Source organism: Burkholderia latens (assembly GCF_902499045.1).
GTDB classification, from domain to species: domain Bacteria; phylum Pseudomonadota; class Gammaproteobacteria; order Burkholderiales; family Burkholderiaceae; genus Burkholderia; species Burkholderia latens.
Window position 1 is genome coordinate 72,594 of sequence record NZ_CABVPL010000013.1, and the last position, 20,716, is coordinate 93,309.

Below are 20,716 nucleotides of genomic sequence, written 5' to 3' on the forward strand. Positions count from 1 at the left end.
GATCGCCCGAATGACGCGCGAGCCCGTCGTGCTGCGCGCGTGCCCGCGGCGAACCCGTTCGAATCGATCGGCCGGGCATCGGTGCGCATACAACGACGTGTGCATGCGCATTCCCCGAAGCCGGCATCCCGCTCCCGCGTTAGGTCGCGAGCGTGACCTTCCCGTCGAGCAGCCGATTGATCGCCAGCGGATTCGACGCCTTCAGCGCATCGGGCAACAGCGCGTCCGGCATGTCCTGATAGCACACCGGCCGCAGGAAGCGTCGGATCGCGAGACTGCCGACCGACGTCGAGCGCCCGTCCGAAGTGGACGGGTACGGGCCGCCGTGCACCATCGCGTGCGCGACTTCCACGCCGGTGCCGAAACCGTTGACGAGCACGCGGCCCGCGCGCCGCTCCAGCGCCGGCAGGAACGTGCGCGCGGCGGCGTAATCGGCTTCGTCGATATGGAGCGCCGCCGTCAACTGGCCTTCCAGCGACTCGATCAGTTCGAGCATCGTGTTCAGATCCGGACACCGGACGATCAGCGACGCCGCACCGAATACTTCCTCGTGCAGCGCTTTCGCTTCGCGGAACGCGTCCGCAGTCGTCGAGAACAACGCGCCGTGCCCCTGATTCGCGCCGGCCGGCGCATGCGTGCGTGCGACGGTGCGCACCTGCGGATGCTGCACGAACGCGTCCACCGAACGCTCGAACGCGCGGTGAATGCCCGGCGTGAGCATCGTCGCCGCGGGCGCCTGCGCGAGCCGCTCCGCCGCGGCCGCGATAAAGCGCTCGAGCGCCGGCCCGTCCACCGCGAAGATCAGGCCGGGGTTCGTGCAGAACTGCCCGGCGCCGAGCGTCAGCGACTGCACGAACTGCTGCGCGATCGCTTCGCCGCGCGCGTCGAGCGCGTTCGGGAACAGCAGCACCGGATTGATGCTGCTCATCTCCGCGTACACGGGAATCGGTTCGGGGCGCGCGTTCGCGATCGCGACCAGCGCGGTGCCCGCATGGCGCGAACCCGTGAAACCGACCGCCTTGATGCGACGGTCGCGCACCAGCCCCTGACCGATCTCGAGGCCGCTGTCGAACAGCAGCGAGAACGTGCCTTCCGGCATCCCGCACGTCTTCACCGCCTGCTGCACGGCGAGCCCGACGAGTTCCGACGTGCCCGGATGCGCCGGGTGCGCCTTCACGATCACCGGGCAGCCGGCCGCGAGCGCGGACGCCGTATCGCCGCCCGCCACCGAAAACGCGAGCGGGAAGTTGCTCGCGCCGAACACCGCGACCGGCCCGAGCCCGATGTGACGCAGGCGCAGGTCGGGGCGCGGCGCCGGCTGGCGCGCCGGTTGCGCGGGATCGATGCGCGCTTCGACGTAGTCGCCCGCGCGCACCACGCCGGCGAACATCCGCAACTGGCCGACCGTGCGGGCGCGCTCGCCTTCGATGCGCGCGCGCGGCAGCCCGGTTTCGGCGACACAGCGCTCGACCAGTTCGTCGCCGAGCGCAAGGATGTTCGTCGCGATCGTTTCGAGGAAGGTCGCGCGCGCGTCCGGTTGCGTTTCGCGATACGTATCGAACGCGGCCCACGCGAGTGCGCATGCTTCGTCGAGATCGGCGACGCCCGCGCCGCCGAATGCGGGCTCCATGCGTTCGCCGCTGGCCGCGTGGATCGCGTATATCTCGCCGTTCGTGCCGCGCCGCGCGCGCTGGCCGATCAGCAGGTTGCCTGCGATAGTCATTTCCGTCGTGTCCTCTGTAGATGAATCGAATGCGAACGCCATCGGATGACGGGTTCGCTTAAGTGTTGTCTTGTATCGGCTGGCATCGCACGTTCCGGCTCGCTACGCATTGCCGTCGAACCGCAACGCCCGATCAGAACGTGCCCGGATACGCGCCGCCGTCGAGCAGCACGTTCTGCCCCGTCAGGTAGCCCGCATGCGCGCTGCACAGGAATGCGCAGACCGCGCCGAACTCGTCGGCCGAGCCGAAGCGTCCGGCCGGCACCGCATGCTGCCTCGCTTCGCGCACTGCTTCGTAATCCTTTCCTTCTGCCTTTGCCGATGCCTGGGTCGCCTTCTTCAGGCGATCGGTGTCGAATGCCCCCGGCAGCAGGTTGTTGATCGTCACGTTGCGCGATGCGATGCGCCTTTGCCGCGCGATGCCCGCGATGAAGCCCGTCAGGCCCGCGCGTGCGCCGTTCGACAGGCCGAGCACGTCGATCGGCGCCTTCACCGCGCTCGACGTGATGTTGACGATGCGGCCGAAGCCGCGTTCGGCCATCCCGTCGACGGTCGCCTTGATCAGCTCGATCGCAGTCAGCATGTTCGCGTCGAGCGCGGCGATCCAGTCGTCGCGCGTCCATTCGCGGAAGTCGCCCGGCGGCGGACCGCCCGCGTTGTTCACGAGGATGTCGATGTGCGGCGCGGCCGCGAGTGCTGCCGCACGGCCCGCGCCCGTCGTGATGTCGCCCGCTACCGCAATCACCGTGACGGCCGGGTTGAGCGCGCGCAGTTCGCGGGCGGTCGCCTCGAGCGCGTCGCTGCCGCGCGCGGTGATCACGACGTTCACGCCTTCGGCGACCAGCGCCCGCGCGCAGCCCTTGCCGAGCCCCTTGCTCGCCGCGCAGACCAGCGCCCAGCGGCCTTCGATGTTCAGATTCATGCTTCGCTCCTGGAATCCCGTGCGCGCCGTGGCCGCCTCGTGCGGCAATCGACACGGTGATGAGCCGAAGCTCGCGTGCGTTCGCCCCTGCCTGCCAGTGCCGGCGGCACGCTGGCGCGCACGTCGGGAATGCGCGGGAAAACGCGCGGGAAAACTTGCGCAATGGGCCAGCATACGGACTCGTCGACCGCGCGACAATTGAAAGGAAGTGATACCGGTATAACCGTTCGTTATCGCCCGTTGCGTGGCGGCTCTGCGCGAGCGCCTTCCGTCACCGCTGCGTTACGCCGTTGCGGCGGTCGGGCGGCGACCTGCGCCAAACGACGGACGTCGGCACTTCAGTCAGACGATAGCCCGCGCGCACGGTGACGCCGGCTCCGTGGTTCGTCACGCATGAAACCCGCAACGACGCGCGGAGCCGGCAAGCGCCGACATCGCCGGCGCCCGCTCACCACGCGCGACCTCGCCGCGCGATCACGCGGTCACGCCGCGAACCGCTTCGCCAGTTCGGCGAGACCGTCTTCGTAGATGCCGCGGAAGAGCTGGATCGCTTCGTCATCGGTTGCGCCGTTCGGCGTGAACGTGCCCGACCACTCGACCGTCGACGCGTTCGCGCCGTTCTCGCGCACGCGCAGCGTGGAGCGATAGTTCACGACCGGAAAGGGCGCCTTCAGGATCGCGTACGCATAGCTGCGATCCGCGTCGTCGAATGCGATCAGGCGCTCGACGATCGCGTCGCCGTCCGGGTTCGCGAGGCTGCGCACGCGGCCGCCTTCACTCAGCTCGCTCGCCGGGATATACGACAGCCAGTCGGGCAGCGAACCGAAGCCGCCGATCAGTTTCCACACCGTATCGGCCGAAGCCGAGACCTCGATGCTTGCATTTGCGTTTGCCACGTCATCACCTTCGATAATCAACGATCGATCGGCAGCGGTGCATTGGCTGCGACGAGGCCCTGTTCGCGCATCTCGCGCCAGAAGTCGGCCGGAATCACGACGTTCAGCGCGGCGTGGTCTTCCGCGATCCGCTCCGGACGGCTCGCGCCCGGAATCACCGCGGCGGTGGCCGGATGCGCCATCGAGAACTGCAGTGCGGCGGCCTTGATCGGCACGTCGTGGCGGGCGGCGATCGCGTTGATGCGGCCGACCTTCGCGAGGATTTCCGGCGACGCCTTCTGATATTCGAAGTGCGTACCGCCCGCGAGCACGCCCGAGCTGTACGGGCCGCCGACGACGATCCCGACGCCTTGCGCGGCCGCCGCCGGCATCACGCGCTGCAGCGCGCGCTCGTGATCGAGCAGTGTGTAGCGGCCGGCCAGCAGCATGCCGTCCGGCTGCGGTTCGGCGAGGTCGAGCACCAGCTCGATCGGCTCGACGCGGTTCACGCCGAGGCCCCACGCTTTGATCACGCCTTCGTCGCGCAGCTTGCTCAGCACGCGGAACGCGCCCTTGCGCGCGACTTCGAATTGCGCGAGCCATTCGTCGCCGTAGAAGTCCTGCGCGATGTCGTGCACCCACACGATGTCGAGGCGATCGGTGCACAGACGCTTCAGGCTGTCCTCGATCGAGCGCAGCGTCGCGTCGGCCGAGTAGTCGTTGACGATGCGGTTCGGCCGGCCGTGTTCGAACAGGCCGCCCTTCTCGCCGAGATCACGCGCCGACACGTCTTCCACTTCGTCGAGGATCACGCGGCCGACCTTCGTGCTCAGCACGTATTCGTCACGCGGATGGTGCGCGAGCGCATCGCCCAGACGCATTTCGGCGAGACCGGCGCCGTAGAACGGCGCGGAATCGAAGTAGCGGATGCCATGCTGCCACGCCGCTTCGACGGTGGCCGCGGCTTCCGCGTCGGGGATGTTGCGGAACATGTTGCCGAGCGGTGCGGTACCGAAGCCAAGGATCTTTTCTGCGGGCAGCTTGCCTTTGAGACTCATGATTTTCTCCACGGAGTAACGGAAAACGAGTTCAGTCTAGGGATCAGGGTTAAGTCTGTCCAAGACGGAATTCGACACAGTTGAGTCCTTCTGGGTCTAACTGACGCGTGTAGCAGGTGGATTTGCGACCGCGTTCGGGGCGCATCGCCGCAGTAGGCCCGTGCGGCAAGGCTGGCGGCGAAATCGAGCGTCGATTCGTGATTCCGGATCAAAAAATGATTTCGCGGATGACGCGTTTTTTCGCGGCGTCGGGACACCTGTATCGGCGGCACGCGCAACGCCGACGACGCGGCTGCCGCTCGCTCGGCCTCCGTCGATCGTAATGCGCGGACCGCTCACCGGAGTGGTGAAAATACTCGCGATCATGGGCAATTCCGCACGCACCGCCGCGCCGCGCGTTACGGCTTGCCGCCCAGCGACTCGACGATCCGGTACGCGGTCTTCACGCGATCCTCGATCGGGAAGCTGCGGTTCGCGAGCATCACGATCGCGAGCCGCTTTGCGGGAATAAACGCGACGTAGGTACTGAAACCGTTGGTCGAGCCGGTCTTGTTGATCCACGTGTCCGGCCGCGGCGCGAGCGGCGGCTGCAGTTCGGTTGCGGGCGTCGCATCGAAAAGCATCGGCGGCGCGTTGCCTTCGAGCAGCGTCGCGAGCGCGACCGGATACGGATACTGCTCCCAGATCAAGTCTTGCGTGAGCGGGCCCGCGCGGAAATAGCCGGTATGCGTGCGCTCGAGCGCGCGCTGCAGCCGCGGCGCGGTTTCGACAAGCCCCATGTTCGCCTGCACGAAGCGCAGCAGGTCGGCCGCCGTCGTCCTGACGCCGTACGCCGGCTGCCACAGCATGCCACCCGTCATCCGGATCGGCTTGCCGTCCTTCGTATATCCCTGCGCATAGTCGGCGTCGCGCGCGGCCGGCACGTTGATGTACGTGTGCGTCATCCCGAGTGCGGGAAACAGCCGCTGCTCCATCAGCGCCGCGAAGTCGCGGTTCATCGCGTTCGCGGTGAGCTGCCCGAGCATCCCGATCGCGACGTTCGAGTACGTGCGATGCGTGCCCGGCGCGTATGCAGGCCGCCACGCTTGCAGATAGCGCATCAGCGCGGCCTCGTCGCGAATACTGTCGGGCACCTGCAGCGGCATCCCGCCCGGCGTATGCGTGCCGAGCTCGAGCAGCGTCACGCCGCCGAACGGCGTGTGCCGCAGCGCGGGCAGATACTTGCCCGCCGGGTCCGACAGCGACAGCGCGCCGCCCTCCTGCGCGTCGGCCGCGAGCGCCGCGGTCAGCGTCTTGCTGACGGAGCCGATCTCGAACAGCGTGTCGCCGGTCACGGGCTTGCCGGTTTGCGTCGACATCACGCCGTAGTCGAACACATAACCCTTGCCGCCGGCGACGATGCCGATCGCCATGCCGGGAATCGCGAATTGCTTCATCAGCGGCGCGATGTTGCGGGTCACGGTGGCGTGTATCTCGTCCGGCGTGGCGGCCGCCGCGCGGCCCGCCGCGGCGGCGGTGCACGCGGCGACGAACACGGTCGCAGCGAGGCGTGTCGCGTTGAATCGCATGAGTGCGGTTCCTTCGATTTTCCGATGGTTGCGTGGACAACAAACCGGCCGCACCGCGTGGAGGACGCGGCAGCCGGGCCGGCCGAAGCAGGACTATCCGTCACCGGCCGGCCGCCAACAATCGACGATATGTTGCGCGTGCCTAAAGAAAATCTTATGCAGCGCACGAGCCGGCCACGCGAACGTCAGCCCGGCAACCGGTCGAGAAACGCGAGCATCGCGGCATTGAAGCGCGCCGGCCGCTGCAGCGGCGCGAAGTGGCTGACGCCGTGCAGGATCGTCGGCGTCGCGCCCGGAATCGTCCTGTCGAGGCAGAGGCGCTTGCGAATGTAGTGCGCGGGACGACGCGAGGAGGCCACGCGACGGGTAGCCGCGCCGCCGCGCAGCCGTGCCCTGCCGTACCGTGCCGTGCCGGTCAGGCCTGTGTCGACACCAGCGCGCCGGACGTCGAGCCGCCCGACTTCTCGATCGCCTGCGCGAGCTGCGCGATCGCGGTAGACAGCGCAGCGGAGATCGTGCTCGCTTCCGCGCCGAGCGTCTGCTGTTGGACCGCAGCGGCCGGATCGTTCTTCGCGCGCTGCGCGGCGGCCGCCATCTGCTGTTGCACCTGCGCGAGCTGTTTCTGCAGGCGCTCGATGAGCTGCTTCAGCTGCGCGACCGCGGGATCGTCGCCCGAGGATCCCGACGCGCCAAGCGTCTGACCCGCGGCATCGGCAGCCGCGCCGCTCGTCGCGGACGATGCGGTGAACGACGCCGTCGGCGCGCCACCGGCCCCGGACGGGCTGGCGGCCGCGTTGCCGGTGGCAAGCGGAGTTTGTGCGGCGGAAGAAAGATCGATTTGCATCGTGTCCGTCTGTAACGAGTGTCCGACTCAGGTCGGTTGAATGGGAAACCCTTGCAACCGGTTTACGGTATTCGTCAGATAAAACTTTAATCGCCGCATCCGTGCTGTATCGGGACGGCCCCACCGCGCGCGACGGCATGCAGGCTGCCGCGCGCGCACCGCCGAATGTCGCATCGGGGCCAGAATGACTCGCGTGCCGCGCTGGTAAAATCGTCGGCCGGCCTACGGCAGCACGCCATCGGCTGCGTTCCGGCTGCTTCCGGCAACGCGGCGCAGGCGACCCCGCACTTGCGCGCGCGTGTGCGGGCGCGACACGCGACGCAGTCCATCGCCGTCGCGGCGCAAGCGTCGCGCACGCAGCGACATCGCGACGCATGGGCCACCCTTCATCACGCATTTCGAGGAATTCACGATGGCCCGCATCGGCGCCTTCTGCCTGACCACGTGGCTTGCGGCCGCGATTCTTTATTTCGGCCAGCATTCGGTCGCGATGATTGCGCTCAGCGGCGTGGTCGTGTTCGGCGGATTCGACCTGCTGCGTCCGTAACGAGCGCGCGTGCGTGGCGGCTCGGCCGCCCGCCGCGTGGAATCATCGCATCACGAACGCGCCGCGCCCGGCACGCGCCGGACGCCGGTGCGGCGGCCTGCCCGCTCATCGATTAGCCGGCGCGCGAGCGCGACCGCGACGTCGTTCGCAGTGACGTTCGCGCAGCCCGCATCGCGGTGGCCGGCACCCGCCGCACGTCACCGCGGCAACGTCCTCAACGACGACGGCCCGCCCGACAGCGCGATGCGCTTGCCCGTATCGCGCAGCTTGCCGCCTTCCACCGCATACAACGCGAGCTGCCGTTCGACGTTGAACTGCACGATCACGTGCCGGCTGTCGGCGGTGAACACGATCCCCTGCGCGGCTTCGCCGCCCGGCACTTCGCTCGTCTGCACCGCGCGGCCGTTGCGGATCTCGAACAGCACCACCTTGCCGAGCTTGTGACGACCCGGGTTGTCGGCCGTCAGGTTCGAGCCGTCCATCGCCTGAACGGCGATCCATTTGCCGTCGGGCGAGATCGCGACGCCTTCCGGCAGCGACGGCACCGTCAGGTACTGGACCGTGCGGAACGGTGTGCGCGATACGTCGATCAGCGCGATCGTGTCCGCATCGCCGGCGAGCGTGCCCGTATAGCCCGGCAGCCCCGCGAGTCCGACGTTGCTGACGACGGCCCAGTGGTTGTCGCTCGACACGTCGATCGTATACGGCGCGACGCCCGTGCTGAGCCGCGCGCCGCTGTCGGTCACTTTGCCGTCGTCGCCAACGTTCAGCACCGCGATGCCCTGCTCGTCGCGCAGCGACACCAGCGCATGCTTGCCGTCGTGCGTGAAGCTGATCCCGGCAAGCCGCTTCTTGCCGATCTTCAGGTTGCCGTCGAGCATCGCCTGCGTGCCGTCGATCCGCAGGATCGACACGCTGCCGTCGACGCTCGCGACCAGCGCGAGCCGGCCCGACCGGTCGATCGCGATCCCTTGCGGATGCGTGCCGAGTTCGATGCGTGCAATCGCCGGCGGCGACGCATCGAGGTTCACGACCTGCACGAACGTGTCGAACACGAGCTGCTTCGCGGCCTGATCGTAGCGAGTCGGCGCGCCGACCAGCGCGAGCTTCGCGTCGGGCGTGATCGCGACCGCCTGCGGCGGCCCCTGGATACCGTTCTCGACATCGACCTGAACCGCGACCTTCGGCGGGAACACGCTCGCATCGAGCAGCGTCAGCGTGTCGGCGGGCGGCGATGCGAGAAAGGTGTCGCGCCCTTCGACGCGCTGATATTTGCCGTCGTTGCCGGACACGATCCAGTCGGCCGCGTGCGCGGCGACGGCGGCGGTGGCGAGCGTCAGCGCGGCGAGCAGGCGGGCGCGACGAAGGCGAATGGGATTCGAATGCATGGCGGTCGGTTCTCCGGATCGGTTGCGGACGCAAGAATTCGCACGACCCTGCTGCTCGACGGGTCGATGCCATCGCATGATGCATGAAAGCGCGCAAAACCGGCGTCGCATGCCGGCGGTCCAGGTCGGGAGCGGATCGATGTCGACGCTCACGAACGAGCCGGGATCCCGCAGCTTCGGCATGCATGCGGTGTCGGCCATCGCCGCCGCGCCGGGATCGAGCCCCTCCGGGCGCCCGCGCGGAAGAAGGCGAAAAGCGCTTGACCTTGAACTTCACTTCAGGGTTATGGTTTGTGTCGGCACGCGTATCGGGGCTACAGATGCGTGTTCTGCCATCCGTCAAAACGGCGGTGCGTCGAGGACAGCCGCCCGTGGCCGACAAAGAGGAGATCGCATCATGGCGAAGCGGATACTTCATGTCGTCGGCAACGTCGCGCACTACGCCGATCCGTCGCAACCGACAGGACTGTGGCTGTCCGAGCTGACCCATGCCCATCACATCGTCGCGAAAAGGGGCTATGAGCAACGGCTGGTGAGCCCCAAAGGGGGCGTGTCGCCGCTCGAGCCGCGCTCGCTCAAATGGCCGCACGCCGACGCCGTGACGAAGGCGTGGCGCGCCGACGAAGCGAACGCGGCGCTACTCGCGAACACTGCGCGCCCCGACGAGATCGACCCGGCCGAGTTCGATGCGATCTATTTCACCGGCGGCTAGTCCGCAAAGGCAACGGCCGAGCAGGTCGTCGGGCTGCTGGAACGCAATCGCGTGACGCTGCACGCGTGACGCAAACGCGCCGCGATCCGTCGCGCGTCGCCGCGGCTTCGGGCGGCTTCGGGCGGCTTCGGGCGGCTTCGGGCGGATACGTGCGGCTGCGCGCGCAACGCCGTCAAAGCCGCTCGAAACGCAGTCCGGCATGATGCTCGAGACGCTCGACGAAGCGCTCGCCGAATATCGTTGCGGGCGTCCAGAAGCCGCCGCGCCCGGCCTTCTCGCCGTCACGGCTGCAATCCAGTGCGAGACTCAACGCAGCCTGGCCCAGAATCTTTCCCGTCGAGCCGTAGCCGGGGTCGCGATCTCCGGTGACTTTGACGCGCAGTGTCCGACCGTCGTCGGCGCGCCCGACGAAGCGCAGGTCGTAGCAGCCGGCCAGTTGCGCCGCCTCGCTCGGCCCGTCACCGGGCTTCGGCAGCAGATAACGCTCCATCAGCCCGCGCACCGGCTTGATCAACACGCCCGCCATGAACGCACCGAGGCCGGCGACCATCGCGAATGCGGCGAAGCGGCCCTTCAGCCCCGTTCCCGTGATCACCGCTTCGTCGTAGGTGAACCGGCTGCCATACGCGTTGCCGGCGAGCGCATTGGAGCGATGTACGACGCGCTCGTTGATGGCCGCCATCACGAACGGCGCGATCCACGTGCCGTCGTCGCGGTCGAATTCCGCCGAGCGGACCGCGTGCTGCCGCACCGTGAACCCGTGATTCTTCGGCGCGAGCGCATACGGATCCAGTAAAGCGCGGCGCAATGCGGGGTCGGCCGCCGCTTCGCGCACGACGTTGATCACACTCGCAACCGTGCCGCCCGACGCGCCACCCTTCAGCGTCTTCACGCGCATCTTCACCTGCGTGGCCGGCACGCCCCACTCCCGCCTCGCGTGCTGCTGCAGGAACAGCACGCCGAGGTCCGACGGCACCGAATCGAAACCGCAGCAATGTACGATGCGCGCACCCGATTGCCGAGCCGCCGGCTCGTAGCGCTCGATCATCCGTTTGATCCACTGCGTCTCGCCGGTGAGATCGCAATAGTCCGTGCCGGTTTGCGCACAGATCCGGACCAGCGGTTCGCCATGGAGGGCGTACGGGCCAACGGTCGACACGACCGCACGCGTGCGGGCACACAGCGCCTGCAACCGCCCTTCGTCGGCCGCATCGGCAACGATGATCGGCAGCGTGTCCCACGCAGGACCGAGCGTATCTCTCAGTTGCCGCAGCTTCGTCTCGGAGCGGCCGGCAATCGCCCACTTCAGCGTTTCACCGCTGCCGGACAGGTGTTCCGCCAGATAGCGCGTCAGGATCCGCCCGACGAAGCTGGTGGCACCGAATACGACGAGATCGAGAACGTGGGTCGGCTGGGTCATCGACACTTCCTGTTCATCCAGTGGTGTGCGGCTCCCGTCCGGTTCATCGAACGGGTTCATCGAACGCCTTCACCGGCGTCGGAAGGTTCAGGACGAGCTGCGCATCCTTCACCACGTCGAAGCGCACGATCGTCGCGATGCCCAGCCCGTCGAGCAGCTGGCTCAACGGCCCACCGTGCCGCACCAGCTCGACACCGCGCGGCAACACGCGCTGCGCGAACGATAACGTATTGGTCTGCACCGAGCTCTGGTGCCACACACCGTCGACGAGATTGATCATGGTGTTCGTGCCCATCCGCGACTGCGAAGGCACATCGGTCAACGCCGGCGTTGGCGCACTCAGCGTCAGGTCCGGCCTGCCGTCCGGTCCGGCGATCCGCGCGCCAACGCGTGCGCCGATGTCCATGTCGATATCGGCGAGCCACTTGGGCAGCTGATAGCCGTGCACGCCGCGCACCCGCGCGATTTCCGTGGTGACCGGCAGCGCCAGTACGTGCGCGAAGAAGCTGCGCCGCCGCATCGCGTCGAGCAGTTCGAGCGCATGCGAGCCACGCGCACCCGGCCGTCGAATCACGAGCGCGACGGACACTTCGTCGTACGGATCGTTGTCGCAGACCGAATACGAAAAGAACGTCAGCGCCACGAGCCCGTACCCCGGAACCGCGCGCAGCGGTTCGAGCGGCACCGGCAACATCGGGCGCAGGCGCTCGAGCGGCGCGAGAAACAGCAGCTGGATACTGCTCGAACGATAGTAGAAGTTCGGCGCCCAGGTCTGGCCTACCCGCGACGCAACCTGACGCTTCGGAATCCGACGGAAGAAATCAATGTTCCCCGCGGCCGGATCCCGCGCGACCGCGTCGAGATCCGGATTCATCCGGAACCGGTCGTAATAGCCGCCTTCGGGCACGTCGACCTTGTGCGGCCCGAATTCAACCTGTGTAAAGCGCCTGTCCATGTGCGTTTCCTCGCATCGAAGAACGATCGTCGCAGGCAACGTGCGCGGCCTGCAGATCCATGACCTGTCAGCACGCACTTTAAGATTCAAGTCGACTTCAAGGTCAAGGCCATGACTAGAGGGACGGGTCGGAATGCCCGCCACCGCTGATTTGCCGGATTTGGCGGCCGGGCGGCGTCCTTTTGCCCGGATGGAAACGACGCCGCGAAGGATGCATGTCGGCCATTCCACCGGCGGCGGCGAAGTTATTCACTACGTCGCTCGTCATGGCGAGGACCGCGTGTCCACGGCCGTGCCGATCAGCGCCGTGCCGCCGCTGATGGTCGAGACCGATAGCAACCCGGGCGGCTTGCCGAAAGACGTGTTCGACGATCTGCAGGCACAACTCGCGGCGAATCGCGCACAGTTCTACTACGACATTCACGCGTGGCGACAGGGCATGATGGGTAGCGCCAACGCACATTGCGACAGGATCGTCGCGTTCTCGCAGACCGACTTCACCGAAGACCCGCAACGCACCACGATGCCGGTGCCGGTGATGCATGGCGACGACGACCGATCGTCCGTATGCGGATTCCGGGCTGTCATCGGCCAAACTCGCGCGAAACGGCACATTGAAGATTTACAAGGGCTTTCCGCACGGTACGCCGACGCCGAACGCCGACACGATCAATGCGGATCTGCTCGCGTTCATCCACGGCCGAGGTTCGCGCGCGATGCTGCCGTCGGCCTGCGATCGCGGGCACGGGCAGCCGCTTGCCGCGCGACGGCCGCCCGACATCACTCGAGCGCGACGCCCTTGAGCTCGGGAATCAGGAACAGCGTCGCGACCATGTCGAGTACATAAAGGCCGGCGAGCAGTGCGATCGCCGTCTGGAACGAGAAGTGCGCGGCCAGCGCGCCGACCGCCACCGGCCCGAAGCCGCCGACCGCGCGGCCGATGTTCCACAGCACGTTCTGCGCGGTCGCGCGCGCGGCCGTCGGATAGGCTTCGGACATCAGCGTCCCGTAGCCGCCCACCATCCCGTTGACGAACATCCCCATCAGCGCGCCGGCCCACAGCATCGTCGTCGGGTCCGACAGCCGCGCGTACGCGATGACCGTCACGACCGAGCCGAGCTGGTACAGCAGGAACGTCGGCTTGCGGCCGATGCGGTCGGCAAGCTGCCCGAACACCCACACGCCGATCATCATCCCGATCACGGTCGCCGCGGTCCACAGTCCCGATTTCGTCAGGGAGAAACCCATCTGCTTCGACAGGAACGTCGGCAGCCAGATCATGATCCCGTAGTAGCCGAAGTTCTGGACCGAGCACAGGATCGCGATGCCGAGACTCGTGCGCGCGGTGCGCGTGTCGGCGACGAGCATCCGGAATGCGTTGGCGCGCGGCTGCGTCGCGCGTTGCTGGAACACTCCCGGTTCGTGCAGCCGGTTGCGCAGCACCCATGCGAGCAGCGCGGGCAGCACGCCGACCACGAACATCCCGCGCCAGCCGATATGAAGCAGCAGCAGCGGCGTCAGCAGCGCGGCCAGCAGCACGCCGGCCTGCCAGCCGAGCGCGACGTAGCACGACACGCGCGCACGCTTGCTCGCCGGCCACGCTTCGGCCGCGAGCGCCATGCCGATCCCGAATTCGCCGCCGAGCCCGATGCCCGCGATCGTCCGGTACACGAGCAGATCGCGGAAGCCTTGCGCGAACGCGCACAGGCCGGTGAAGACCGCGAACAGCATGATCGTCCAGGTCAGCACGCGCACGCGGCCGTAGCGATCGCTCAGTGTACCGAACAGAATGCCGCCCGCGACGGCGCCGATCAGCGTCCACGTGACGAGTGCGCCACCCTGCCCGGGCGTCAGCCGCAGCGCGGCCGTGATCGCCGGCAGCATGAAGCCGAGGATCAACAGGTCGAAGCCGTCCATCGCATAGCCGAGCGCCGAGCCGGCCAGCGCCTTCCATGCGTACGAGCCGACCTGCTCGGCGCGCGGCGGCGCCGGATCGCCGAGCGTCGAAGATTTCATGTTTGCTGCCATGGTGTCCTGCCGCGAATGTCCGGGCGACATTCTACGGCCTGTTCCCGCGCATCACCGGCGAAAAGCGCCGCGCGCCGCGCGCTTCCGCAAGCGGAAACGGGCGGCGTGCGGCAATGAATTTGCAAGGCTTTGAAGCCGGCGATCCCGCAGTCAGGCGGGACACCGAAAGAGAGGAACGAAGAAAACGGGTGCTGCGTGGCCGGAGCCGCCGCTGCGCGTCGGACGGCACCGGGCGGTGCCGTCGCGGTGTCGTATCAGCCCTGATCTTCCCCAGGCCACCAGGTCTTGGCCTCGCGGTTGACGAGCAGCGAATCGAGATCCTTGCCTTCGAGCCATTTGGGCCGCGGGCCGCGGCCGGACCATGAGCGGCCGGTCGTCGGATCGTAGTACTTCGCAGGCGCCTTGCGTTTTCGCTGAACGATGTAGCCGAGGGCGCTCAGCACTTCCTGCTGCGAGATGCCCAACAGTTCGACTTGCTCCTTGAACGCCGCGAGTGCGGCCTGCTTCTCCTTCTGCTTGGCTTCCGACAGCTTGATGTTCAGGTCCCGAAGTTGTGCCTCGAGTTCCTGTAGAGCCTGGGTCATGTATTCATCCTCTTTGGGCATGTTTTTATTCAAAAAACGTCCGATGGCCAAACCTATCACGAAGTTCCGCCAATCTGTGTTGCGATATGTGAATCGTTTCACGGGCCCGCAAGGCTTTCGCAGTCTGCCGAAAGCAAGCAATCGCCGAAACCCGCGCGGCACCGGCACCCAACACGACGCGCGCCGAGTCCGAGTCCGCAACGAACCGCCGGGGGCGACCTCCTCGCCGCCGAGCACCGCGCCCGTGAAAGGCTCGGCATGGCGCGAATGATAGCAGTGCGCATCGGTCGTGTTCGGACTTTTGCGCGCCGGCGCGCGCGGCGATTTACGCGCCGAAGCCGCGCCCGTCCCACGCGGTTCGAGATCGGCGACGCGCCGACGTCGTCGGCCAGGTGGTTCGGCATCGTCGCCCGCGCCGCGTCACCGGCGCTGACCGGAAACACGTGCAGGTATTCGCGATCAGCACCGACCGTGCGCGTCGTGCCGTAGCCAATCGCGACTTCTGCGTACACGCTACCGCGCGCTCAACCCAATGTCGGCGCGTCACGCAATACCGCTTGCAGCCCGGTATCGAACGGCGTCGCATGATCGATCCCGAGCGCGCGCACCCGCGCAGCGTCCAGATGGCAATCGTACGGTCGCGGCGTCGCATCGGCCGGCGTGTCGATCCGGGCGAGCGCCGCGTCGATACCAAGCGCGGCCGCGATGCGCTGCGCGATGTCGTACTTCGTCATCGGCTCCTCGCCCGACCAATGATGGATGCCGGTGACGGTCGCGCCCGCGAGATGACGCAGCGTCAGATCGCGGATCACTTCCGCGACATCGGGCGTGTAAGTCGGATAGCGGATCGCCCACGCGTCCATGCCGACCGCTTGCGCGCCCGGCCGCGCGGACGCGACGATCGCCGGCACGAGGCTCGTCACGGCGGACTCGTGCCAGTCGACGATCGGCCCGTACAGCAACGGCAGGCGCAGCACGCACGCGAGCGGCGACGCGGCGAGCAACGCGGCCTCGCCTTCCAGCTTGGTGCGGCCGTAGACGTTCAGCGGGTTCGGCGTCGCATCTTCGCGATAAGGCGCGGCCTTGCCGTCGAACACGTAGTCGGTGGAGATGCCGAGCGTCCATGCGCCGTAGCGCGCGGCGAGCGCGCCGATGCGCGCCGGCGCGTCGACGTTGATCGCCCGCGCGGCCGCGGGGTCGCGTTCGCAGACGTCGGGCCGGCGCTCGGCCGCGCAGATGATCACGGCGGCCGGCCGGCGGGTGTCGAAGAGGCGTTCGAGCGCGGGCTGATCGAGCGCGTCGAGCCGGACGACGTTGTGCGACGGCAGCGCGAGACGCCGTGCGCCCGCGGTGGCCGGGTTCCGGATGGTCGCGACCAGCGTCGACGACGATTCGCGCGCCAGCGATGCGGCGACCGCACGGCCAAGCAGGCCGGACGCGCCGATGAGGAGGATGGTCGGATGCGGCACGGTAGCCAACGAAGAAAAGGGATGACGGACCCCAATCTATACGGGAACGCGCGGCCGATGTCGAGGCCGGCTGACGTCGGCTTTGCATCTGATGAAGCAAGGCCCGGCGCGCCATCCGGCGCGTCGGGCCTGGCACACTAATCTCCGCACGGACAGCGGAGATGAGACTCCGGTTTCACCGCACGCCTGTTCCCGCTACCGCTACCGCTGCCGCCGCCCCGCGCCGCCGTCCGGCTGCGGCACGACGTCCCCGAGCCGCTCCGCCAGAAATCCGATGAACGTGCGCAGCGTGACGAACCCTTCCCGGTGCTGCGGAAACACCGCATTCAGCGTGAGCGGCGACGGCGCGTACGCGTCCAGCACCGGCACGAGCGCGCCGCGGTCGAGCGCCGCGCCGACGATGAATTGCGGCAGCAGCGCGATGCCGAGCCCCGCGATCGCCGCGTCGCGCACGACTTCGCCGTTGTTCGCGACGAGCGGCCCCTGCACGTCGAACGTGCGCGCGACGCCGTCGATCCGGAATTCCCACCCGACGCGCCGCTCGCGCCCGTACATCAGGCACGTGTGCGCGCCGAGATCGGCCGGCGTCGCGGGCGTGCCCTGCCGCTTCAGGTAAGCCGGGCTCGCGCACGCGATCATCTTCCACGCGCCGAGCGGCCGCGCGATCAGCGTCGAATCCTCGAGCGCGCCGATCCGCAGCACCAGATCGAAGCCTTCGCCGATCAGGTCGACGCGCCGGTCGGTCAGATCGAGGTTCAGCCGCACAGCCGGATGCGCGGACAGGAACTCGGCGATCAGCGGCGACACGTGCGTGATCCCGAACGACAGCGGCGCACTGATCTTCAGCGACCCGTGCAGCTCGGTGCTGCGCACCGACATCGCCTGCTCGGCATCGGCGACCTCGGCGAGGATCCGCTGCGCACGCGCATAGAACTCCTGCCCCGATTCCGTGACCGCGAGATTGCGCGTATTGCGATGCAAAAGCCGCACGCCGAGCGACGCCTCGAGCGCCATCGTGCGCCGGCTCACGAACTGCTTGGACAGCATCAGCTGGTCGGCTGCCGCCGTGAAGCTGCCCGCGTCGACGGTCGCGACGAAGATCCTCAGGTCGTTGAGTTCCATATTGTCCACTCCATAGCGACAGTCATTATCTCTACGGCGATTTATTTGTCAAATAGATTGACCTAAGATTCATCTCAACGAACGGCCGGTCCCACTTCCGAGGTCCGGCGACATCCAGGAAAAATCATGATCGAGACTCGTGCAGCAAACCAACGTGGCCGTGCGGAACATGGCTGGCTCAGCTCGCGTCACACGTTTTCTTTCGCGAACTACTACGATCCGAAGCAAGTCGGCTTCTCCGACCTGCTGGTGATCAACGATGACCGCGTCGCACCGGGCCGCGGCTTCGGCACGCACCCGCACCGCGACATGGAAATCCTGTCGTACGTGCTCGACGGCGCGCTGGAGCACAAGGATTCGATGGGCACCGGGTCGGTGATCGTGCCGGGCGACGTCCAGCTGATGAGCGCGGGGACGGGCGTGCGTCACAGCGAGTTCAATCACTCGCCGGACTCGCCCGTCCACTTCCTGCAGATCTGGGTCGGGCCGGCCGAGAAGGGTGCGGAGCCGCGCTATCAGCAGACGAACATCGCGACAGCCGACAAGCGCGGCAAGCTCGCGCCGATCGTGTCGCCTGACGGTAACGGCGGCTCGCTGACGATCCGGCAGGACACGCGGATCTACGCCGGCCTGTTCGACGGCGACGAGCGCGCCACGCTCGAGCTCGCACCGGACCGCTTCGCCTACGTGCACGTCGCACGCGGCAGCGTGACGGTCAACGGCGTGACGCTCGGCGAAGGCGACGGCGCGCGCATCCGCGGCGAACGGGCGCTCACGTTCGCCGACGGCAAGGATGCGGAAGTGCTGGTATTCGACTTGCGTCCGGTCGAAGTGACGGCCGAGTGGGCATGACGCCCGTTCGGAACATCGGGCCCCGCTGAAGGCGGGGCCTTCCTTACTCGGAGATTCGCAACATGGCCAAGGTACTCGTTCTTTACTACTCGTCCTACGGGCACGTCGAAACGATGGCGCAGCACGTCGCGGAAGGCGCGAAATCGGTGCCCGGCGTCGAGGTCACGCTCAAACGCGTGCCGGAAACCATCCCGGTCGACCAGGCGAAGGCGATCGGCGTCAAGGTCGACCAGGCCGCGCCCGTCGCCACCGTCGACGAACTCGCGAACTACGATGCGATCATCTTCGGCACGCCGACCCGCTTCGGCAACATGGCCGGCCAGATGCGCACGTTCCTCGATCAGACCGGCGGCCTGTGGATGAAGGGCGCGCTCGTCGGCAAGATCGGCAGCGTGTTCGCGTCGACGGGCACGCAGCACGGCGGCCAGGAAACGACCCTCACGTCGTTCCATACGACGCTGCTGCACCACGGGATGGTGATCGTCGGCGTGCCGTACGCGTGCAGCGGCCTCGTCAACATGAACGAAATCACGGGCGGCACGCCGTACGGCGCGACCACGCTCGCGGGCGCGGACGGCAGCCGTCAGCCGAGCGCGAACGAACTCGACATCGCGCGCTACCAGGGCAAGCACGTCGCGGAACTCGCCGCGAAGCTCGCGTCGTAACGCGAACGAATGCCGCGCGTGCCGGTAAGCCGTGACGCGCGGCGGCGTTCGGCACGTGACGCCTGCGCGGCACGCACACGAACGAACGGCGCCGGTCGAACCCGGCGCCGTTTTCCATCGAGCACCCGCGCGGCCCTTGCCGGCCGCCTGCGGTCGTCAGCGGCGGTCAGCGGCCGTTACTGGCCCGAGGCCGGCGCGGCCGGCGCAGGTGCCGCCTTGGCCGCGGGCGCCTTTTCCACCGCGTTCTGCGGATAGTTGCTCTGATCGTTGGTCAGCCGATAGCCGCTGCCGGTGCCGATCGCGTTCAGATCCTTCGCGTGGCGTGCCCGCGCCGCCTTGCGCGCAGCTTTCTTCTGCGCCTTGTCGAGCTGCTTCTGCGTCGGCGCGGATGCCGAATCCTGCATCGGCGCCGACGCCGGATCCTGCGCGTATGCCGCCGGCGCGACGGTCAACAGCAGACCGAACGACGCCGTTACTGCCATTGCCACCGAAACCGCGCGAGACTTCTTCATGGCGGGATCTCCTTGTCGATTGTTGGTTGCGGGTCGAACGCCGGCGTGCGACGACGGCGCCGATGCAACGTTAGCCGATCGCCGCACAAATGTCCGCGCGGGTTCCTGAATTCTCCTGATAACGTCTGCGATACGTCGGCGCGACGTGCGTTGACCGGCCGGCCCGTCGCCGGTCCCATCAGGGAAACCGATAGCATCCGCGCGCAGCCGCCGTCCCGTGTTCGGCACCGCTCAGATCCAGCGCGACAGCACCGGCAGCAGGACCGGCACGACGAACGCGGTCAGCACGCCGTTCAGCCCCATCCCGAGCCCGGCGAATGCGCCGGCCTCCTCGCTGACCTGGAACGCGCGTGCGGTGCCGATCCCGTGCGATGCGACGCCGAGCGCGAAGCCGCGCACGGCCGGCTCGTCGATGCGCAGCGCGTTCAGGATGCCGCGTGCACACACGGCGCCGAAGATGCCGGTCGAGATCACGAGCACGGCCGTCAGCGACGGAATTCCGCCGATCGCCTGCGCGACGGCCATCGCGATCGGCGTGGTCGCGGATTTCGGCGCGAGCGATGCAATCGTCTGATGCGACGCGCCGAAGAGCGCGGCGACGCCCACCGCAGACACGATCGCGGTCAGCGAGCCCGCGAGCAGCCCGACGAGCAGCGGCACCGCCGCGCGCCGCAGCTTCGACCACTGGCGGTACAGCGGCAGCGCCAGCGCGACGGTCGCCGGGCCGAGCAGGAAGTGCACGAACTGCGCGCCTTCGAAATACGTCGGATACGGCGTGTGCGTGATCGTCAGCAGCACGACGATCAGCGCGACCGCGATCAGCACCGGATTAGCAAGCGGGTTGAAGCGCGCTCGCGCATAGACGGCTTGCGCGATCACGTAAGCGATCAACGTGATCGTCAGGCCGAGCAGCGGGGTCGCGGCGAGATAGACCCAGATCGCGCCGAGTTTCGGGAAGGCCGTCATTGCGTGCCCTCCGCCGCGCCGCCCGCGCGCCGCTGGCGGCGCAGCAACGCGCGCGTGACGAGCGCGGTCACGGCGATCGCGAGCGACGTGCTGACCGCCAGCGCGACGACCACCGCGAGCGCATCGCCGCGCACGCGGTCGGCCGACACCATGATCCCGACGCCGGCCGGCACGAACAGCAGCGACAGGTGACGCAGCAGCTCGAGCGCGGTCGGCTCGATCGCGTCGGCCACCTGGGGGCGCAGCAGCACGAAGCCGAACAGCAGCAGCATGCCGATCACCGGGCCCGGCACCGGCAGCGCGAACAGATAGGACACGCCTTCCCCGAGGCACTGGAACGTCAGCAACACCGCGAACGCCTGCAGCATGAAGCACTTCTCCCGAACGTGGCCGCGCCGGCGTGCGGCCGCGCGGCCGATGGGCCGGGCCCTTGCGGGCGCCGGCATGGACGATACGCGCGATCGTACCAACAAACGACGGACGGGACCGGCGCGATCGCGCAAGCG

The 20,716-nt window shown here is 67.8% G+C and carries 19 protein-coding genes and 3 pseudogenes; 5 read left to right on the forward strand and 17 right to left on the reverse strand.

The genetic code is table 11. The annotated features are described in order from the left end of the window. Window positions 1–139 precede the first annotated feature (139 nt). The 7 genes and pseudogenes from BSE24067_RS12110 to BSE24067_RS12140 all read right to left on the reverse strand — a co-directional run bounded on the left by BSE24067_RS12110 (window position 140) and on the right by BSE24067_RS12140 (window position 6,990). Window positions 140–1,723, reverse strand: coding sequence for an aldehyde dehydrogenase (NADP(+)) (locus tag BSE24067_RS12110; protein WP_151063956.1), 1,584 nt, complete (start codon window positions 1,721–1,723; stop codon window positions 140–142). A gap of 133 nt (window positions 1,724–1,856) precedes the next feature. Beyond that, window positions 1,857–2,645, reverse strand: coding sequence for an SDR family oxidoreductase (locus BSE24067_RS12115; protein ID WP_151063957.1), 789 nt, complete (start codon window positions 2,643–2,645; stop codon window positions 1,857–1,859). 482 nt (window positions 2,646–3,127) lie between these two features. Then, a complete protein-coding gene (locus tag BSE24067_RS12120) occupies window positions 3,128–3,541 on the reverse strand; it encodes an SRPBCC family protein (RefSeq protein WP_151063958.1) in 414 nt (137 codons plus the stop codon). Window positions 3,542–3,558: 17 nt separating this feature from the next. Continuing rightward, window positions 3,559–4,578 carry an aldo/keto reductase gene (locus BSE24067_RS12125; RefSeq protein WP_151063959.1) on the reverse strand — a complete coding sequence of 340 codons (1,020 nt, stop codon included), beginning with the start codon at window positions 4,576–4,578 and terminating at the stop codon, window positions 3,559–3,561. A gap of 398 nt (window positions 4,579–4,976) precedes the next feature. Then, window positions 4,977–6,146 carry a class C beta-lactamase gene (gene ampC, locus BSE24067_RS12130; protein ID WP_151063960.1) on the reverse strand — a complete coding sequence of 390 codons (1,170 nt, stop codon included), beginning with the start codon at window positions 6,144–6,146 and terminating at the stop codon, window positions 4,977–4,979. Between the two features lie 185 nt (window positions 6,147–6,331). Next, window positions 6,332–6,457: pseudogene (locus BSE24067_RS12135) on the reverse strand (alpha/beta fold hydrolase); the annotation flags it as partial. A gap of 104 nt (window positions 6,458–6,561) precedes the next feature. After that, entirely contained in the window at window positions 6,562–6,990 is a 429-nt protein-coding gene (locus BSE24067_RS12140; protein WP_151063962.1) for a hypothetical protein, read from the reverse strand. A gap of 412 nt (window positions 6,991–7,402) precedes the next feature. Here BSE24067_RS12140 and BSE24067_RS32785 point away from each other — a divergent pair, with 412 nt between their 5' ends. Then, window positions 7,403–7,537, forward strand: coding sequence for a hypothetical protein (locus BSE24067_RS32785; protein WP_006750603.1), 135 nt, complete (start codon window positions 7,403–7,405; stop codon window positions 7,535–7,537). 197 nt (window positions 7,538–7,734) lie between these two features. Here BSE24067_RS32785 and BSE24067_RS12145 read toward each other — a convergent pair whose 3' ends face one another. Then, window positions 7,735–8,925 carry a beta-propeller fold lactonase family protein gene (locus tag BSE24067_RS12145; protein WP_151063963.1) on the reverse strand — a complete coding sequence of 397 codons (1,191 nt, stop codon included), beginning with the start codon at window positions 8,923–8,925 and terminating at the stop codon, window positions 7,735–7,737. Between the two features lie 397 nt (window positions 8,926–9,322). Here BSE24067_RS12145 and BSE24067_RS12150 point away from each other — a divergent pair. After that, a pseudogene (locus BSE24067_RS12150) lies at window positions 9,323–9,634 on the forward strand (type 1 glutamine amidotransferase family protein); the annotation flags it as partial. 175 nt (window positions 9,635–9,809) lie between these two features. Here the strand turns inward: BSE24067_RS12150 and BSE24067_RS12155 are convergent. Next, on the reverse strand, window positions 9,810–11,057 hold the full coding sequence (locus BSE24067_RS12155; protein ID WP_151063964.1) for a saccharopine dehydrogenase family protein: 1,248 nt from the start codon (window positions 11,055–11,057) through the stop codon (window positions 9,810–9,812). A 43-nt stretch (window positions 11,058–11,100) separates the two neighbouring features. Continuing rightward, a complete protein-coding gene (locus BSE24067_RS12160) occupies window positions 11,101–12,012 on the reverse strand; it encodes an acetoacetate decarboxylase family protein (RefSeq protein ID WP_151063965.1) in 912 nt (303 codons plus the stop codon). A 211-nt stretch (window positions 12,013–12,223) separates the two neighbouring features. On the opposite strand from BSE24067_RS12160, the pseudogene BSE24067_RS12165 reads away from it, so the two are divergent. Continuing rightward, window positions 12,224–12,815 (forward strand): annotated as a pseudogene (locus BSE24067_RS12165) (alpha/beta fold hydrolase); the annotation flags it as partial. Here BSE24067_RS12165 and BSE24067_RS12170 read toward each other — a convergent pair. The 4 genes from BSE24067_RS12170 to BSE24067_RS12185 all read right to left on the reverse strand — a co-directional run bounded on the left by BSE24067_RS12170 (window position 12,793) and on the right by BSE24067_RS12185 (window position 17,215). Next, a complete protein-coding gene (locus tag BSE24067_RS12170; RefSeq protein ID WP_151063966.1) occupies window positions 12,793–14,040 on the reverse strand; it encodes an MFS transporter in 1,248 nt (415 codons plus the stop codon). The pseudogene BSE24067_RS12165 and the gene BSE24067_RS12170 sit on opposite strands and share 23 nt — an antisense overlap. Window positions 14,041–14,294: 254 nt before the next feature. Next, window positions 14,295–14,624 (reverse strand): H-NS histone family protein, encoded by a 330-nt coding sequence (locus BSE24067_RS12175; protein ID WP_151063967.1) that lies wholly within the window; start codon window positions 14,622–14,624, stop codon window positions 14,295–14,297. A gap of 524 nt (window positions 14,625–15,148) precedes the next feature. Beyond that, on the reverse strand, window positions 15,149–16,093 hold the full coding sequence (locus BSE24067_RS12180; protein ID WP_151063968.1) for a dTDP-4-dehydrorhamnose reductase family protein: 945 nt from the start codon (window positions 16,091–16,093) through the stop codon (window positions 15,149–15,151). Window positions 16,094–16,294: 201 nt separating this feature from the next. Next, a complete protein-coding gene (locus BSE24067_RS12185; protein WP_151063969.1) occupies window positions 16,295–17,215 on the reverse strand; it encodes a LysR family transcriptional regulator in 921 nt (306 codons plus the stop codon). A 126-nt stretch (window positions 17,216–17,341) separates the two neighbouring features. Here BSE24067_RS12185 and BSE24067_RS12190 point away from each other — a divergent pair, with 126 nt between their 5' ends. Together BSE24067_RS12190 and wrbA are read left to right on the forward strand one after the other, a co-directional pair. Further along, the gene (locus BSE24067_RS12190; RefSeq protein WP_151063970.1) at window positions 17,342–18,067 is read left to right on the forward strand and encodes a pirin family protein; all 726 of its coding nucleotides are present in this window, start codon (window positions 17,342–17,344) and stop codon (window positions 18,065–18,067) included. 62 nt (window positions 18,068–18,129) lie between these two features. Beyond that, window positions 18,130–18,732 (forward strand): NAD(P)H:quinone oxidoreductase, encoded by a 603-nt coding sequence (gene wrbA / locus BSE24067_RS12195; RefSeq protein WP_151063971.1) that lies wholly within the window; start codon window positions 18,130–18,132, stop codon window positions 18,730–18,732. A gap of 176 nt (window positions 18,733–18,908) precedes the next feature. On the opposite strand, the gene BSE24067_RS12200 is transcribed toward wrbA, so the two are convergent. The 3 genes from BSE24067_RS12200 to BSE24067_RS12210 form a co-directional block, all read right to left on the reverse strand. After that, window positions 18,909–19,244 carry a hypothetical protein gene (locus BSE24067_RS12200; RefSeq protein WP_151063972.1) on the reverse strand — a complete coding sequence of 112 codons (336 nt, stop codon included), beginning with the start codon at window positions 19,242–19,244 and terminating at the stop codon, window positions 18,909–18,911. 231 nt (window positions 19,245–19,475) lie between these two features. Further along, window positions 19,476–20,210 carry an LrgB family protein gene (locus tag BSE24067_RS12205; RefSeq protein ID WP_151063973.1) on the reverse strand — a complete coding sequence of 245 codons (735 nt, stop codon included), beginning with the start codon at window positions 20,208–20,210 and terminating at the stop codon, window positions 19,476–19,478. Then, complete coding sequence (locus tag BSE24067_RS12210; RefSeq protein ID WP_151063974.1) at window positions 20,207–20,578, reverse strand: CidA/LrgA family protein; 372 nt, start codon at window positions 20,576–20,578, stop codon at window positions 20,207–20,209. Before BSE24067_RS12210 ends, BSE24067_RS12205 begins: the two co-directional genes overlap by 4 nt. Between the last annotated feature and the right edge of the window lie 138 nt (window positions 20,579–20,716).

Coding starts and splice junctions, on each gene's coding strand:
- BSE24067_RS12185 (WP_151063969.1), bottom strand. CDS start 17,215: ATGGAACTCAACGACCTGAGGATCTTCGTCGCGACCGTCGACGCGGGC.
- BSE24067_RS12155 (WP_151063964.1), bottom strand. CDS start 11,057: ATGACCCAGCCGACCCACGTTCTCGATCTCGTCGTATTCGGTGCCACC.
- BSE24067_RS12200 (WP_151063972.1), bottom strand. CDS start 19,244: ATGAAGAAGTCTCGCGCGGTTTCGGTGGCAATGGCAGTAACGGCGTCG.
- BSE24067_RS12125 (WP_151063959.1), bottom strand. CDS start 4,578: ATGAGTCTCAAAGGCAAGCTGCCCGCAGAAAAGATCCTTGGCTTCGGT.
- BSE24067_RS12145 (WP_151063963.1), bottom strand. CDS start 8,925: ATGCATTCGAATCCCATTCGCCTTCGTCGCGCCCGCCTGCTCGCCGCG.
- ampC (WP_151063960.1), bottom strand. CDS start 6,146: ATGCGATTCAACGCGACACGCCTCGCTGCGACCGTGTTCGTCGCCGCG.
- BSE24067_RS12210 (WP_151063974.1), bottom strand. CDS start 20,578: ATGCTGCAGGCGTTCGCGGTGTTGCTGACGTTCCAGTGCCTCGGGGAA.
- BSE24067_RS32785 (WP_006750603.1), top strand. CDS start 7,403: ATGGCCCGCATCGGCGCCTTCTGCCTGACCACGTGGCTTGCGGCCGCG.
- BSE24067_RS12140 (WP_151063962.1), bottom strand. CDS start 6,990: ATGCAAATCGATCTTTCTTCCGCCGCACAAACTCCGCTTGCCACCGGC.
- BSE24067_RS12110 (WP_151063956.1), bottom strand. CDS start 1,723: ATGACTATCGCAGGCAACCTGCTGATCGGCCAGCGCGCGCGGCGCGGC.
- BSE24067_RS12170 (WP_151063966.1), bottom strand. CDS start 14,040: ATGGCAGCAAACATGAAATCTTCGACGCTCGGCGATCCGGCGCCGCCG.
- BSE24067_RS12205 (WP_151063973.1), bottom strand. CDS start 20,210: ATGACGGCCTTCCCGAAACTCGGCGCGATCTGGGTCTATCTCGCCGCG.
- wrbA (WP_151063971.1), top strand. CDS start 18,130: ATGGCCAAGGTACTCGTTCTTTACTACTCGTCCTACGGGCACGTCGAA.
- BSE24067_RS12175 (WP_151063967.1), bottom strand. CDS start 14,624: ATGACCCAGGCTCTACAGGAACTCGAGGCACAACTTCGGGACCTGAAC.
- BSE24067_RS12160 (WP_151063965.1), bottom strand. CDS start 12,012: ATGGACAGGCGCTTTACACAGGTTGAATTCGGGCCGCACAAGGTCGAC.
- BSE24067_RS12115 (WP_151063957.1), bottom strand. CDS start 2,645: ATGAATCTGAACATCGAAGGCCGCTGGGCGCTGGTCTGCGCGGCGAGC.
- BSE24067_RS12190 (WP_151063970.1), top strand. CDS start 17,342: ATGATCGAGACTCGTGCAGCAAACCAACGTGGCCGTGCGGAACATGGC.